The 16,763-nt window shown below is 25.7% G+C and carries 14 protein-coding genes and 1 pseudogene; 12 read left to right on the top strand and 3 right to left on the bottom strand.

What is annotated here, in order from left to right; all coding sequences use genetic code 11:
- Positions 1–5: 5 nt before the first annotated feature.
- From HNQ06_RS03590 to HNQ06_RS03630, 9 genes are all read left to right on the top strand, one after another.
- On the top strand, positions 6–2,327 hold the full coding sequence (locus tag HNQ06_RS03590) for an RnfABCDGE type electron transport complex subunit D (protein WP_184107583.1): 2,322 nt from the start codon (positions 6–8) through the stop codon (positions 2,325–2,327).
- Positions 2,324–2,884 carry a hypothetical protein gene (locus tag HNQ06_RS03595; protein ID WP_184107584.1) on the top strand — a complete coding sequence of 187 codons (561 nt, stop codon included), beginning with the start codon at positions 2,324–2,326 and terminating at the stop codon, positions 2,882–2,884. Before HNQ06_RS03590 ends, HNQ06_RS03595 begins: the two co-directional genes overlap by 4 nt.
- A 15-nt stretch (positions 2,885–2,899) precedes the next feature.
- A protein-coding gene (gene prfB / locus HNQ06_RS03600) for a peptide chain release factor 2 (RefSeq protein ID WP_184107585.1) occupies positions 2,900–3,977 on the top strand; the annotation gives its coding sequence in 2 pieces (ribosomal slippage) (positions 2,900–2,956 and positions 2,958–3,977; 1,077 coding nt in all).
- The gene (locus HNQ06_RS03605) at positions 3,959–5,368 is read left to right on the top strand and encodes a hypothetical protein (protein ID WP_184107586.1); all 1,410 of its coding nucleotides are present in this window, start codon (positions 3,959–3,961) and stop codon (positions 5,366–5,368) included. The genes prfB and HNQ06_RS03605 overlap by 19 nt, the downstream gene beginning before the upstream one ends.
- 36 nt (positions 5,369–5,404) lie before the next feature.
- Positions 5,405–6,250 carry a signal recognition particle-docking protein FtsY gene (gene ftsY / locus HNQ06_RS03610; RefSeq protein WP_184107587.1) on the top strand — a complete coding sequence of 282 codons (846 nt, stop codon included), beginning with the start codon at positions 5,405–5,407 and terminating at the stop codon, positions 6,248–6,250.
- Positions 6,247–7,275 (top strand): hypothetical protein, encoded by a 1,029-nt coding sequence (locus HNQ06_RS03615; RefSeq protein ID WP_184107588.1) that lies wholly within the window; start codon positions 6,247–6,249, stop codon positions 7,273–7,275. Before ftsY ends, HNQ06_RS03615 begins: the two co-directional genes overlap by 4 nt.
- On the top strand, positions 7,276–8,529 hold the full coding sequence (locus HNQ06_RS03620; RefSeq protein ID WP_184107589.1) for an ABC transporter permease: 1,254 nt from the start codon (positions 7,276–7,278) through the stop codon (positions 8,527–8,529). It begins immediately after the preceding gene.
- Between the two features lies 1 nt (position 8,530).
- Positions 8,531–9,211, top strand: coding sequence for an ABC transporter ATP-binding protein (locus HNQ06_RS03625; protein ID WP_184107590.1), 681 nt, complete (start codon positions 8,531–8,533; stop codon positions 9,209–9,211).
- On the top strand, positions 9,208–10,458 hold the full coding sequence (locus HNQ06_RS03630) for an ABC transporter permease (protein WP_184107591.1): 1,251 nt from the start codon (positions 9,208–9,210) through the stop codon (positions 10,456–10,458). The genes HNQ06_RS03625 and HNQ06_RS03630 overlap by 4 nt, the downstream gene beginning before the upstream one ends.
- 9 nt (positions 10,459–10,467) lie before the next feature.
- Here the strand turns inward: HNQ06_RS03630 and HNQ06_RS03635 are convergent, their stop codons facing one another.
- Positions 10,468–11,766, bottom strand: coding sequence for a hypothetical protein (locus HNQ06_RS03635; protein WP_184107703.1), 1,299 nt, complete (start codon positions 11,764–11,766; stop codon positions 10,468–10,470).
- Positions 11,756–12,076 (bottom strand): hypothetical protein, encoded by a 321-nt coding sequence (locus tag HNQ06_RS03640; protein WP_184107592.1) that lies wholly within the window; start codon positions 12,074–12,076, stop codon positions 11,756–11,758. The genes HNQ06_RS03635 and HNQ06_RS03640 overlap by 11 nt, the downstream gene beginning before the upstream one ends.
- Positions 12,077–12,257: 181 nt before the next feature.
- Here HNQ06_RS03640 and HNQ06_RS03645 point away from each other — a divergent pair, with 181 nt between their 5' ends.
- The 3 genes and pseudogenes from HNQ06_RS03645 (at position 12,258) to HNQ06_RS03655 (ending at position 15,691) form a co-directional block, all read left to right on the top strand.
- Positions 12,258–13,526 carry a cysteine desulfurase gene (locus HNQ06_RS03645; protein ID WP_184107593.1) on the top strand — a complete coding sequence of 423 codons (1,269 nt, stop codon included), beginning with the start codon at positions 12,258–12,260 and terminating at the stop codon, positions 13,524–13,526.
- Positions 13,527–13,734: 208 nt separating this feature from the next.
- Positions 13,735–14,159, top strand: a pseudogene (locus HNQ06_RS03650) (iron-sulfur cluster assembly scaffold protein).
- The gene (locus tag HNQ06_RS03655; RefSeq protein ID WP_184107595.1) at positions 14,156–15,691 is read left to right on the top strand and encodes a YifB family Mg chelatase-like AAA ATPase; all 1,536 of its coding nucleotides are present in this window, start codon (positions 14,156–14,158) and stop codon (positions 15,689–15,691) included. Before HNQ06_RS03650 ends, HNQ06_RS03655 begins: the two are co-directional and overlap by 4 nt.
- A gap of 30 nt (positions 15,692–15,721) precedes the next feature.
- Here HNQ06_RS03655 and HNQ06_RS03660 read toward each other — a convergent pair whose 3' ends face one another.
- Complete coding sequence (locus HNQ06_RS03660) at positions 15,722–16,672, bottom strand: L-lactate dehydrogenase (protein WP_184107596.1); 951 nt, start codon at positions 16,670–16,672, stop codon at positions 15,722–15,724.
- Between the last annotated feature and the right edge of the window lie 91 nt (positions 16,673–16,763).

Here is a 16,763-nt window from a genome sequence, read left to right on the forward strand (position 1 = left end):
AGCTAATGCTAGATTTAGAAAAAGTAAAAACAATTTTTAAAAAATACAATAAATACGAAGTAAACATTAACGAGATTCAAATACCTGAGTATGTCCTAATACCCCTTGAAACAGAAAATTCAAAATCCATAATATACATAATTGAAAAACAAAAAATAGAAGAAAATCAAATTTTATCTAAAAACTCAAACATAGAGCTATACACATACTCTCCAATATCTGGAATAGTAGAAAAAATATACACAGCCAATTTTCCAGATGGAAAAAAATTAAAATCAGCATTAATCAAATTTCAAGGAAAAATAAAAACAGAAAAAACACCAATTGACGAAGAGGCCTCAAGAGAAAAAACCTTGGAAAAATTAATTCAACTGGGAATTCCTTGGTTTAACGAAAATTCTTTATTTCAATTCATAAACAAATGTAAAAAAATAGACAAAATGATTTTATTAACAAACGGCAAGGATGCATTTACAAATATTTCAGAAGCACTGATGGCAGAAAAATTAGAAGAAATTTTTTCAGGATTCCAAATAATCGACAAAATATTTAAATTCAAAGAAATAATAATAATATCCAATAAAGACAAACTTAAAAAAGAATTCGAAAAATTGAGTATTTTTAAAAACAGAAAAATAAAAATTAAATCTTTAGAAAATGCATATCCTTATACAAATCACGAAATGATAATGCACTTTTTATACAATAATAAAAATACAAAAGATGATATAAACTCCCACAATAATATTTTATTAGCAAATATTGAAGATCTATACAATGCAAATCTTGTCATAAAAAATAACAACCCTTATAAAGAAAAATTTGTAGCTATAAATGGAAATAAAAAAATAAAAAGCAGAATATTGAAAGTAAAAATTGGGACCTCTTTCAGCCAGCTAATAAATGAGAAAATTGATACAAAAAAATATGAATTTTTTTTAAACAATCCAGCCAATAAAATAAAAATCAAAACATTAAACATACCGATAACAAGGGATATTTATAGCCTCACCATACTAAAGAAAAAGTCAATATATGACAAAATTAAAGCATTGTTTATATCCAGTTTTTCGCCATTGCAAATGGAAAATATTATTTTTTCATTCTTAAAGAATGAAAAAATAAATAATAACAGCAAATTAAAAATATTTAATTATACAGAAAAAGAAGTAGAAGAAGAAATACATAAGGTTCAAAAAGAAATTAAAGGCAAAATTCTCAATGAAAGTCTAACAAATGAAGTAATATACACTGAAAACAATTTAAAAGACATATACTTTGCTATCATACTATCACTATCACCTAGTCTGACATTTTCTTTCCTAAATAACACAAAATTTATGACAGACACTTTGCTGTTAATATTTATTAGTGTAGTAGTCTATATACCTATAATGCTAAAAATTAATTACAAATGTTTGTCTTTTTTTGTTTACGCCGCCTTAATGATGAGCATTATATTGCCTTTGGATTTAGAAATTACACTAAAAATAACCTCCTTATTATTCACTTTTTTAGTATTCTTTTACTTTTTTAGACTATCAGCATTTTTAGCAAACCCTATATTAATTTCTTTTATGTTTTTTGTATTAAATTTTCCAGTAAGTTTTAAGCAAACCTATCAAGAGGAACTTAAAAACTCAAATTCAATAATTCCAACCTGGAATGAAATAATTGAAACAAATCCAAACATAAAAAATTTAAAAAGTTTAAATACCTTGACAAGATATGAAAACAAAAAAATAGCTGCAATTGAAAACTTTGTAAATCAAAACATTTTTTCTGCTTTTAATATAATTGTCACAAGATTTCATATTGAAAGTCTTTTGGGAATTAATAATGAAAAAAAAATATCTCCTATCTTGCTTTATTTTGGACTCTTATTAATAGTTGGTAAATATATAATTAACAAATTAATACCATTGTCATTTTATATAAGCTTGATGACAATCTCATACATAGCACATAATATAGGAATGCTAAGCCACATCAGCTCAGATATGTTGACATTACTTATCTCTCCAATACCAATGTTATTAATATTTACAATGGCAACAGAATTGCAAATAACACCACACTTTAAATTTGAGCAAATACTCTACGGAACACTATTGGCATTTATATACTTTTTGACATTAAGCTATATTCCTTTTGAAACTTTATCTGTCATAATATCTATTTTTATCCTACAAGCAAGCTCAAACTTAATAAAAAAATATAGCTTAACCTTCAAAATTAAAAAAATAATGCACGTTTTGAAAACAAATAAAGAAAAAAAAGCACTCAAAACCTCTCTTGAAAATGAAAAGGATATAATAAAATTATGACTAATAATTTAATTACATGCTTAATTATTAACAACTTAACTTTAATACACTTTGTTGGATTTGAGGACATAAAAATAAAAAACAATATAATCCTAATAAGAAAATACGTCATAATAACAATTACTTCTTTATTAATATATTCAATATCGTTTTATCTCTATAAACTGTTTGCAAAGAATAATTTACTGTTCTTAATGCCAATTTTTTATGTAATTTTAATTTACATGTTTGTATTATCATTTAAAGTATTAAATGATATATTTATTATTTACAACAAAAAATCAAATTATTCAAACGATTTCATGCTTTCAAATAGCAGCTTAATTGCAATAACATTTTTTGCGCTTGATAAAAACAACGGATTTTTTGAAGGATTAGAAATACTTGTTCTATCTGCACTTGGCATACTAATAGCTTTAATGTCGATAACATCAATAAAAAAAAACTTTGATAAAAACCCTAAAATCAATATATTGGAAAACGAACCAATATATTTTTTTATAATGTTTATTTTATCTTTAATTCCAAATATAATTATATTAATATACAATCAATAATAGCGAGAAATAAAAATGAAAGAAAAAATAAATACATTGCTTAAACAAGCCAAAGACATTTGGAGGAAGCTTTGACAAAAATGAAATTCAAGCTAAAATCGAAAAATATGAAAAAGAAATAAACCAGAAAAATTTTTGGAATGATCCTAAAAGAGCTCAAGAAGTAATTAAAGCTCAAAGTATCCTAAAAAACAAAATTGATCCGTGGGAAGAGCTAATAAATAAAATAAAAGACTTAAGCGATTTGTGCGAAATTGCTGAAAATGAAAAAGATGCTAACGGCTTGGAAATCGAATTTAATGCACTTGAAAAACAATACAAAGATTTACTCACAATTTCTTACTTTAAAGAAGAGCTTGACGCAAACAATGCTTTTTTAACTATTCATTCTGGAGCTGGAGGCACTGAAGCATGTGACTGGGTTGCAATGCTTTACAGAATGTATTCAAGATATGCTGAGAGAAAAAAATACAAAACAGAACTTATTGATTTACTTGAAGCAGAAGGTGGAATCAAATCTGTCACAATAGAAATCAAAGGGGAGTATGCCTATGGACTATTAAAAAGTGAAGTCGGAATACATCGTCTTATAAGAATTTCTCCTTTCGATGCTGCTAAAAAAAGGCATACCTCTTTTGCATCAGTATTTGTTGACCCTGTTATTGATGATAAAATAGAAATAATAATAAAACCAGAAGATGTAAGGATTGATACATACAGAGCATCAGGAGCCGGAGGACAACATGTCAACAAAACATCTTCTGCTGTAAGAATAACTCATATTGAAACAGGAATAGTAACTCAATCCCAAAGCGACAGGAGTCAGCACAAAAACAAAGACTTGGCAATGAAAGTTTTAAAATCAAGACTTTACGAATATTATAAGAGCAAAGAAGATGAAAAAAACAAATCCAAGCAAGACACAAAAAAAGAAATTTCTTGGGGCAACCAAATAAGATCTTACGTATTTCAACCTTACAATCTAGTAAAAGATCACAGAACAAAATTTGAAAATTCAAATACCACTTCAGTTATGGACGGCAATATAGACAATTTCATAGAAGAGTATCTAAAATGGAAAAGCTTAAACTAAAGCTAGTAATACTATTACTAGTATGTACAATATACAAAATACACTCTCAAAGTAATATTGAGTACAACTTTTCTTATATCATCAATACAAAAAAAGAAAATATTGACCTTAAAAAAGGAATTGAAAAACAATTAAACAAAATCTATGATAAAATAACAGAGCATATAGTAAACAATGATGACAGAAGCATCATTGAAGACATTTATATAAATCAAGATATAATAAAAACAGAACTTGAAATTAGCAAATTAAAAAAAGAAATGGATAAAAAAAAACTTCAAAACATAATAACCGCAAAAGAAAAACATAACACCAAAACCAAAATTGATGAGCTTAAAACAAATATTCAAAATATTAACAGTAAACAAAAAAAATTTGCAGAATATTTTAACAATTTAAAAAAACTAAAAGTAAAATATAAAAAAATCGAAGAACAAACAAATATATCAAATTTAAATAAAGAATTTTTCATAAGAGAAGAATTATTTTTTATTAGCTATATTGACCTAAAAAAAATAGAAAATTATTATTTACTAGAAATTAGTAACATCACTCCTGAGAAAATTGAGACTAAAAAAGCAGTATTTAAAACATCATCTTCTGTTAATGAAATTGCAGATCAAATAACAAAATACAGCCTCAAAGAAATATTGGGCAGAGAATTTTTAAAAATCAACATTAACGTTAAAAACAACCCAGATGCAAAAATCTATATAAATGAAAAATTTGTTTCAAAAGGAATCTATTACGATAATATTTTTGACATTTCTAAACTCCCAAACAAAGAAATTGAAATACAAATCACAAGTACAAATTTCGAAAACTACTCTATTAAAAGAAAGGTAAAAAATGCAGATTCAATAATATTAAATATTGACTTAAAAAGAACAATCTCTAAAAAAATATCAATTACAAGCAATGTACAATCTAAAGTTTTTAAAAAAGGCATATTTATGGGAGAAACCCCAATTGAAATTGAAAAACCAGAAAATCAAGACATCATTTTGCTTAAATCCAAAGGATATAAAGATAAATTCAAGTTAATAAATAAAGAAGAAGATCACGTAGAAATAGAAATGATAAAAACTAACAAAAATAGACTTATCGACACAAGAGATAAATTTTATGTCAATCTAACTATTTTTACATTAAGCACAATAGGAACCATTTTTGCAGGAACATTGCTTAACAACTCAGAAGCGCTTTATAAAATAACGGGCAATCACTTTATTAACAAAAGATTAACAGCAGAAGATGTTTATATGGCAAAAGCAGAACAAATGACTGCAACATTTCTATTTGGAGCAGGCATCACCTTAACTATTGGAAGTTTTATCTCATTAATAACTCATTTAGTAGAATATATTAAAGAAGCAAATATGGGAGAATAAACTTAATAATCTGCAATAATATAGGAGAACAAACTTTTGGGCATTTTAGAAAAAATAAAAAATTTATTTAAAAGCAAACAACAAGAAAATGTTATTGAAAATTTAGAAGACATTTTATTAGAGTCAGACATTAATAATGAGATTGTAATAGAAATAATAAATAAATTAACAAAAGAAAAAAATAAAAACGAAAAAAATATTATTGAAAAACTAAAAGAACTTTTAAGTAATTATATTAACACAAAAAAATTTACTCTAGAAAATAACAAATTAAATATTTTATTAATAGTTGGTATAAATGGAATTGGAAAAACATCAAGCATAGCAAAACTTGGAAATAAATTAAAAAATGAAGGCAAAAATATATTAATATCGGCTGCCGACACATTCAGAGCAGCCGCAATCGAACAAATGAAAATTTATGGAGAACAAATCGGGATCAAAATAATATCTCAAAACCAAGGAAGCGATCCATCAGCTGTGATATTCGACAGCATATCAAGCGCTAAGCTTAAAAATTACGATGCACTAATTATTGACACAGCCGGAAGATTGCAAAATAAAGAAAATTTAATAAAAGAGCTTCAAAAAATAAACAATGTAATATTAAAGCAAATAAAAAACACTGACATCAATTACCAAAAAATACTTGTAATAGATTCTACTATTGGGAAAAATGCAAATAGCCAAGCAGAAATTTTTAATAAAGCAATAGAAATAGACGGAATGATAATCACAAAACTTGATTCATCTTCCAGAGCAGGCATAATAATAAATATTTCAAAAATTATTGAAAAGCCTATATACTTTACTACATTTGGAGAAAAACTAGAAGATATTAAAGAATTTGATATCAATGAATATCTTAATAAATTGCTATGAAAAAAAACCAATTAATACTTCTTCTATTTATACCACAAATTATTTATGCAAAAAGCTATTTTGCATCTGATGCATTTTTCAATAAATACCAAAAATTAAATGAAAAACCAAAAACGGGATTTTACATTGAATATTATTCTATTGATGATACTGAAAAACTCTACCTATACAAAGAAAATAACTTAATAAAATACAAAACAATTCAAATCATAGAAAACACAAAAAAAATCACACATTATGATATAAAAGATACAAAAAGAAAAGAAGAGGTTTACGACAATTTAAATAACAAAATACAAGAAATTGAATATGATAACAAAGGAAAAATTCTTGAAACAGCAAATTACTTTTACGAAAATGGAAACTTAATATCTAAAAATTTAAAAACAATAAACCAAAAACCAAAATTAATATATTATTCTAAAGACGAAAATGGCAAATTACTAAAAATAACAGGATCAAATTTCCAAATTTGGAACTATGGAATTAATGGCGACATAAAATCTACATATTTTGACATCAAAAAAGCAACAACAAAAGTAATAAAATATGATGACAAAAAAAGAAATTCAAACAGTACAATAATTGTTAACAATAAAATAAAATCCAAAGAAAAAAATCAGTATCTAGATGAAGAAAAAATAGTAAATACCTTTGAAGAAGAGAATACAAAAATCATATCTACCTACAAGGCAAACAACCTAATCAAAGAAGAAACATATAAAAATAATGAACTTATAAAAATAAATGATTTTCAATACAACGAATCTGATATGATAATTCTTCAAAACACTAAAGAAAAGGATAAAGACCAATACACAAATACTAAAATTGAATACGAATATAACCAAGACAATCAATTAAAAAGCAAAAAAATTTATGAGAACGACATAATTTATCTAAAAACCGAATACCACAATGATAATGAATATGAAGAAGAAATATACTACAATAAAAAACCTGCTCTTAGGGTAAAACACAAAAACGGAAAAGTCACCGAAGAAAAACCAATAGGAACAAATTAAATGGGAATAAGAAATTTTTTGCTTAAAAGATTAATTTTAGAAGAAAAAAATAGCCTAGCTCTCACAATTGTAATAATATTAAGCATTGCTTTAGGTAAAATAATAATTATCCTAACAATATCAATCATGAATGGTTTTCAAAACGATTTTTTTCTTAGCATTACAAATGTAGAAAGTGGAAACTTAAAAATAGAAAATGAACTAACTCAAGAAGAAATTAAAAAAATTAAAAAGATTGAAGGAATAAAACATATAAATAAAATATACGAAACACAAGGCATTGGAATTCAAAATTATTATTATCCAACTATTTTAAATATCATTGCAGTTGATATTAAAGATCTCAAAAAAGACCAAAATTTCATTTCATTTACGGGACTTGAAAAAGATGAGCTGGATCTTAAAGACAATGAAATCATTATTGGAAATGTCCTCTCCCACAATTTTAACTTATTTGAAAATGATCCCCTAGAATTAATAATAACCGATGAAATAAAAACACTTATATCATTAAAAAATGATATAAAAAGCTTTAAAATAAAATCGATCTTTAAAAGTAATTATGCAAAAATAAATGAAACTTTAATTTTTATGAATATAGACTATTTTATTAAAAATAAAATTTTACATAATTCTAGTATTAATTACCAAGTAAAAACAAAAAATTTAAACCCAAGTAACAAATTAATTGAAAAGATCAAAGCTGTTAATCCAAAAATTAAAGCAAAAACTTGGAATGAATACAATAAAGAATTCTATAAAATATTGAAAATAGAACGAAATACAATGTTAATTATTTTAGCAAGCATTTTCATTGTTATTGCCGTTAATGCATATTATCTTCAAAAAAGAATAATAATAAACAAAAATAAAGCTATTTTAATACTATTAGCCATGGGACTTAGAATAAAAAAAATAAAGCAAATTTTTTTTATTCATTCAATAATAATCTGCACTATAGGAGGACTTCTTGGCTTAGTACTGGGAATTTCCATTTCCTTAAATATAAATGAAATTTTAAAAATAATTGACAATCTGGTAAACACCTTAATAAATTTTTTAAATCAAATATTGTCTTTAAAAATAGATGGCATTAAAATACAAATAGTAAAAAATATAATTACTCCTAAATTATTTTTAAGCGATTTAGCATTTACTTTCTGCTTTGCATGCTTTTCTACAATGTATTCAAGCGTGAAGGCAACAAAAAAAATTGGAAGTCAAAAAAACATTGAAACTATAAATGGGCAGTAAAATGGACAATATATTAATTATAAAAAATCTTTGCAAAGCATATAAAAAAAATAAAACAAAAATTCAAGTAATAGAAAATTTAAACTTAACTGTAGAAAAAGGTGAATTTATTTCGATTCAAGGAAAAAGTGGTTGTGGAAAATCAACTCTTTTTAATATGATTTCAGGAATTGATAAAATAGATTCTGGAGATATAATATCGTGCGGAATATTCTTGAAAAATGCAAATGAAAAAACATTAAGTTTGTACAAAAACAGACAAATAGGTTTGGTATTCCAAAATTATAATTTAATAAATGAATTTAATGTAATTGAAAATATAATTTTACCTCAAATTATCTCAGGACAAGAAACAAAAGAAACAATAAATAAAAAAGCTTTCGATCTAATGAAAATATTAAAAATAGAAAACAGAGCAAATCATTACCCTTCAGAGCTCTCAGGAGGTGAATCACAAAGAGTTGCTATTGCTAGAGCATTAATCAATGAACCTAATATAATATTGTGTGATGAACCTACGGGAAATCTAGATTTAAGCACAGCTAAAACCGTAGAAAATCTACTTATCAATACAGCAAAAAATTTAAAAAAAACCTTAATACTAGTTAGCCACAACCCACAATTTGCAAACAAAGCTGATTCAAAATACGAATTCAAAGATAGGACATTAAAAAAATTATGATACTAAAGCTACCAGAAATCACAAAAATTGCGTATTTAATTTTTAAAAATTCAACAAATAAAATAGCTTTAATAGGTTCTGGAATATCATTAAGTTTGGTAATGATCCCATTAATTATTGTTTATTATATGTCTAGCAACATCATGGCTTCTACTATTAATAAATATATTGAAAGTGAGGGATTTTCAATGCAAATAGAATACAATGATACAAATAGAACTCATTATCTAAAAGACAGATTAGGCTCATTGAAAAAGAAATATAATTACAAAGATCTAAATTATTTTTTTGAAAAAAGAACTTATGGAATTATTGGAAATAATAAAAAACAAGGTGTATTAATAAGAGCGATAGAAAATAAATTCATACTAGAAAACAAATCAATAAAATTAATAAAGGGTACTAAAAATTTAAAAAAGGATTCTATACTCATTTCAAATCAAATAAAAAATAAACTTAATTTAAATCTTAATGAAAAAATTGACATTTTGATTCCAAATACAAAAAATGATAAAATAATGCCCAGAATAAAAAAATTTAATATCTCAGGAATAATTGAAACCGGATTAAAAGATATTGATAATAATTTGGTGTTGATTTCTTTTGAAAACGAAAATTTAATGTCAAAAAAATTTTCAAAAAGCATAGTTGGACTTAAAACAAATTCTAATTCCATAAAAAACAATGAAATCTTAAAACAGAATTTAGAAACCGAATTTCAAGAATTCCAAATAAAAACATTCTATGAACTTTACTCAAATAAATACAATAATCTAGATATAAGTAAAAAGCTTTTAATATTCATTATGGCTTTGATTATAATATTTGCAAGCATCAATATATCTTCGTCCCTTTCAATGCTTATTTTTGAAAATAAAAAGAAAATTGCAATACTAAAATCAATTGGAATGAATAATTTAAACATAAAAATAATATTTCTTTTGATATCGCTCACATTAAGCACTACCTTTTGCGGAATTGGAATAATAATTGGAAATTATTTAACACTTAAAATATCTTATTTAATAAACTTTGTTGACAATGTTTTAAACTTTTTTTTAAAAATATTTGGAGAAGAAAATTCTGAAATATTAAACTCAGAATATTACGTATCTGAATTTCAAATAAATTTAAGCCTAAGCTTTAGCTTAACACTTCTTGGGCTTTATATGTTAATAAACATTTTAACCACACTGATTCCTCTTAACATTGTCTCAAATCTAAAAGAAAAAGAAATCTTAAGATAATTTAAAACTCTATTTAATCACAACATTATAAATTTTAATAGAAGAAAAATCCTTTTCAATTGTAGGATAAATCTCATTTGGGAAAACCGTACTAATTGTAAAACTCTGCTTGGATTTTGATTTTAAAAAAGAATTTGCAGAAGAGATTAATTTGCGCCTCAAAGACCTAATAATTCTACCTTCCTTATCAATATAACCAATTTCAATCTCCAAATTTTTAATAACATCTTTTGAAGAATTGAAAACTTCTATCACAGTATTCGCCTTACAAATCCCAAAAGACTTTTGAAAATAATTTCCAATATATTTAAATTTTAATATAAAAGAATCTGAATCAAGATTTACACCAATTTTATCATCAACATTCTCAAAAAAATCAATGTCAATAATATCTAATATTATTTTTTTAGGATTAACATCGATAGCCCTTGGTATGCTTGATATAACATCAATTGGAATATAAACATCTTTACCCCATTTTGCAGAAAAATCACTTTCTTTAGCAAAAACCTGATTAAACACAGATTTGCCAAGATCATCGTAAACTGTAACTCTGTAGGAAATCTTTTTAACAGGGTACGTTGTTGATACAACCCCCGCTTTAAGCTGATACAAATGCGCATCTTCAAATACCAAAACTTTGGCATCCTCTATTTCTATGTAATAGAACTCTTTAGGATTTGAAATAAGATTAACAGCTTCAACTACCAAATCCGTAGCCATAGTAATAGGAGGAAGGCCTTGCGATGTGAAAGAAGAAGCAAATTTTTCTTTTAAAGCCATTTTACCATTCCCATTTATACTCATAAAACTCTGAAAAGATCTGTAAGTAATCAAAGAAATACAAAATATTAAGATAGAACTTATGGTTAGTATTAACATTCTGTTCTTGGATTTCTTAAATTCATAATAGTCGATTAAATCTAAATCATCTCTTATCCCAAATTCTTTTGCTTGTAAAGCTACATGGATCATTTTTTTTTTAGATTCTTTGGTATTTACCTTATCAGCAATTTCCTTAAAAAGAAAAAAAAATAAACTAAACATTGATTTGTCGTGAAGAGAATAAAAATAAATAGATTCAAGTTCTCTAAAAGCAACATCTATCTTACCTATATCAAAAAATCTTTTGGCTCTAGCATAAGATCTTCTAAAATGAAGTCCTATATTTTCAATATCATTATCAGAAATATCTGATAATTCAATAATATTTTTAATACTCTTTTTGTTTAAAATTTTATTTCTATACTTCCTAAGTTTTGACAAATAAATCTTAATTCTATCTTCAGATGTTTTTCTATTCATTATCTTCTAATTCATCAACTTTTTTTAAAAGCCAATAAGCAATATTTCTAGCAGTGGTCTTTGTAATAGAAATTCCTATAAAAGAGTTGATTAATACTATTTTTCCCTCTTCTCCACTTTTTAATTCTTTTGAAGCCTCTTCTAAAACACCTTCTTTGGTTTTTGTGTAAGCAATCTCCTCAGAAATCTCTGTGGACTCAAAAACAAGATCACAAAAAATTTCTCCTGTATTAGTTACATTCCCATAAATATTATTAACAGGAACTAATTTATAATCTTCAGCTTTTTCAAACCTATAAATTACTTCTTTCATATAAACGAGTATATCATAATCAAAAAACATAGCCAATAAACAAATTTTATACAAAACAAATTTCAATTTAAAAAAAAAATGATTATTAATTAATAATCATTTTAAACTTTTTTTGGTAAATAAAAAATAATGATATAATAATTAAAGGCTAAAAATAAAAACAAAGGAACTTATAAGGATTATGGATTTCAAACAAATAAAAAGTAATGTCGAAAAGGTTAAATTTTTAAGAAAAGATTTTCCTATTTTAAATAAAAAGTTTGACAATAAGCATATAATTTATTTTGACAATGCAGCAACCTCTCAAAAGCCCAAAAACGTAATTTATTCTAACGTTGAATATTATGAAAATTATAACGCAAATGTACACAGAAGCGGTCATAAATTTGCAATTCAATCGAGCATAAAAATAGAAAAAACAAGAGAACTTGTAAAAAATTTTATCAATGCAGAATCTGCAAAAAATATAATATTCACCTCTGGAACTACTGATGGAATTAATACTATTGCAAGTTCATTTTTTTACTCAAAATACTTTAAAAAAAAAGATGAAATTATTCTTACAACTCTTGAACATAATAGCAATTTGCTACCCTGGGTAAATCTTGCAAATTTAGCTAATTTAACAATTAAATTAGCTAAATTCAATGAAATGGGAATTATTACCCCCGAAGAAATTGAAAAACTTATTACAGAAAAAACAAAGCTCATCAGTATTTCAGGAATAAACAATACCCTAGGAACCATTAATGATTTGGAATCTATTGGAAAAATCGCAAAAAAATACAATATACCTCTTTTTGTAGATGCTGCACAAATGGCACCTCACATAAAAATAGATGTTAAAAAAATTGGCTGTGATTTTTTGGTATTTTCTGGACATAAAATGCTTGCTCCAACAGGAATAGGAATTTTATACATTTCAAATAATATGGCTGAAAAACTTCATAGCTCAAAATTAGGGGGAAATACTGTAGAAGAAATATTTATAGAAAATGAAAAAATTAAATTTAAATCATCCGATTCTCCTAATAAATTTGAATCGGGAACCCCAAATATTGCAGGAATTATTGGACTTGAAGAGGCAATAAAATATATTGATAATATTTCTATGGATTTTATTTTAGAGCATGATCAGCAGTTAATCGAATATGGGGTAAAAAAATTACAAGAGCTTGATGAAGTTGAATTTATACTAAATACAAATCTTAAAAGAAATTCGATAATATCATTTACAGTAAAAAATATTCACTCACACGATATTGAAACCTATCTAGATACAATGGGAATAGCAACCAGAGCCGGAAGAACTTGTTCCTATGTGGCATTTTTCCCAGAAAATTTAAATAAAAACCATCTTTTAAGAATTAGCTTTTATTTTTATAATACACAAGAAGAAATTGATACTTTCATATTGGGATTAAAAAAAGTAATAAAAGAGCTTTCATAAAAACTTATAAAATAAAGATATAAACAAAGTTAATCAAAAATACAATTTTTGATTAACTTTAATTTTAGGATTAATAAAAATTGTTTTAATCTTTAAAAAGATTAAAACAATTTCAACTGTATGCTATATTTTTAAAGTTTTTTATTTAAAAATCTTCATATTATCTTTTATTATTGATTTAATAAATCAAAGAAAATAAAATTAAATTATGCTCACTGAAAAAACTAAAAAAGAATTAATAAGGCTTAGTAAAGTAAATAATTACATAATAAAAGTAGAAACAAACCAGAATTTCAAACATCAATCTAAATGTGGAGATCAAATTTTATTTCAAATAATAGAAACAAATAACGGAAAATTTAATTTAAAACATCATGCATCTGGTTGCATAGTTTTACTTGCAAGTGCCAACGCTTTAAATAAATTGTGCAATAACAAACCAAAACCCGAAATCCTAAATTTAGTTCAAAAAGTGATAAACAGTGATTTTGCAAATCTAGATGAAATTGACGTAAGTTTAAAAATTTTTGACGTATTTACAAATACAAATAGAAAAGACTGTTTTTTGCTGCCATACAAATCATTAAAAGATAGTTTGGAAAACTACAAGCCTTAAGGAGAGCTATTAGATGAAAATCTATTCACACTCATCAATCGGATATGAAGGAGAATTAATTGAGATTGAAATAGACATTAAAAAAGGAATTTCTGGAATTGATATAGTAGGACTTGCTGGGAGCGAAATTAAAGAATCAAGAGAAAGAGTAAAATCAGCTATCAAGAATTCAAATTTCAATTTCCCTAAAGATAGAATATTAATAAATCTTGCACCAGCTGGAATTAAAAAGCTTGGAACAGCTTTTGACCTTTCGATTGCTATTAGTATTATTAAAATCCAAGAAAGCAAAGATAATAAAAATTTAGAAATCTTAATATTAGGGGAATTGCAATTAGATGGCAAAATAAGATCAATAAAAGCTGTTCTACCAGCAATTGCACTTGCCAAAGAAAAGGAAATAAAATTTGCAATAGTTCCCCTTGAAAATTTAGAAGAAGCTAGTCTAATAGATGGCTTGAATATTTGGGGTGTTAAAGATTTAAAAGAAACTATAAAAATAATAGAACAATTAAACTACAATATACTCCCTCCAAGAACAACTACTAAACCCCAATCAACAATTGAAGAAGATTATATTATAGAGTATGACTTTAAAAATATAAAAGGACAACAAAGAGCAAAAAGAGCAATTGAAATAGCAATTGCAGGTGGACATAATATCATGTTATTTGGTCCACCTGGAAGCGGAAAAACACTTAGTATTAAATGCGCTCAATCTATTCTTCCTCCACTTACAAATAAAGAGCTAATAGAAACAAACAGAATATGGTCAATATCAGGGAAATTAATAGACAGAAAAATAATAAAACAAAGACCTTTTAGAAATCCCCACCATACTGCTAGTAAAGAAGGAATAATTGGAGGGGGTCCTAATCCTTTACCTGGAGAAGCGTCTCTTGCACACAACGGAATATTATTTTTAGATGAAGCTTTAGAATTTAAAAAATCTATCTTACAATCTTTACGTGAACCTATTGAAGATAAATCAATTTCAATCTCAAGAGCAAGTTCTAAATTATTCAAATACCCAGCCAATTTCCAATTAATGCTTGCAATGAATCTTTGTCCTTGTGGAAATCTTGGGAAAAAAAACACAGATTGTTTTTGTTCACAACAAGAAATTTCAAATTATTGGAAAAAACTTGGAGCCGCAATGCTTGATAGAATTGATATTAGAGTTCCAACAAGAGCAATTAATAATGAAAAATTACTCAGCGAAACAAGCGAAAGTTCAAGTGAAATAAAAAAAAGAATAATAAAAGCAAGAAACATTCAAAATATAAGATACGAAAATTTTGCAAACATAAATAAAAATTCTGATCTTAATTCCGATCACATTGAACAATTTTGCGAATTAAGTGCAATCTTAAAAAATGATTTGATCTACATTCTAAATAAACTCAACATATCTTCAAGAGCAACACACTCAATACTAAAAATTGCAAGAACAATCTCCGATTTAAAAGAAGAAAAAAATATTTCAAGAGAAGCCTTACTTGAAGCAATTGAACATAGAAAAAACGGAGAAAATATGCTTGAAAAATGAAAACCCCTAAAATATTTGGGGTCTCCAAAATTAAAATTCTATTTTATCAATATAGCTTTTAAGCTGATTAGCAGAACTGTTAAACCTCTCAAGTTCTTTAGAGCTTATCTTAAAGTTTAAAACTTCTTTGACTCCTTCTTTACAAACTATGGCAGGTGCTCCAATATAGATATCTTTAACTAATCCCCCATACTGACCATTAATATAAGAAGATATTGGCAGAATAACATTCTGATCTCCAATTATTGCATTTACAATATTCTTAATACCAAGCCCAATAGCATAATAGGTTGCCCCCTTTAACTTAATAACCTCATAAGCAGCATTCACAACCTTTTTATGAATTTCATCAAGCTCAGACTCAGTTATTTTGCCTTCAGCAAGGTATTCTGATAAAGGCTTCATTGCTATTTTTGTTTCATCCCAAGTAGCAAAAGAACTGTCACCATGCTCACCCATAATATATGAATGTATATTTTGAGTATTCACATTAAAACGATCACTTAAAAAATATCTAAGTCTTGAAGTATCAAGAATAGTACCAGTACCAATAACCTTATGAATAGGAAATTTGGAATATTTCATTGTAACATAGGTCATAATGTCTACAGGATTACTTGCAACTACAAAAATACCATCAAAACCACTAGATACAACATTGGTTACAATATCTTTAAAAATTTTAGAATTTTTATCAACCAAATCAAGTCTTGTTTCACCAGGTTTTTGATTAAGTCCTGCTGTAATTACAACAATATCTGCATTAGCACAATCTTTGTAAGTTCCAAACAATACATTAATATTCTTCTTTAAAAACATTTGGCCATGATTAAGGTCCATGACCTCCCCTTTTGCTTTATTTTCATTAACATCAATAATCACAAGTTCATGTACAAGCGAATTGTCTATTGTCAAAGCATAAGCAAAGCTTGAACCCACTCCACCAGCTCCAATAAGAACAACTTTATTAGATTTAAGCATAAATCACTCCATATAAATTTAAACTATGTACAACTAATTTTAAATAAGTAATGATAAAAATATTCTATCGCATTTCTAAGGGCTTTGCCAA

Origin of the sequence: Borreliella lanei (assembly GCF_014205895.1) — a bacterium.
Lineage (GTDB): Bacteria > Spirochaetota > Spirochaetia > Borreliales > Borreliaceae > Borreliella > Borreliella lanei.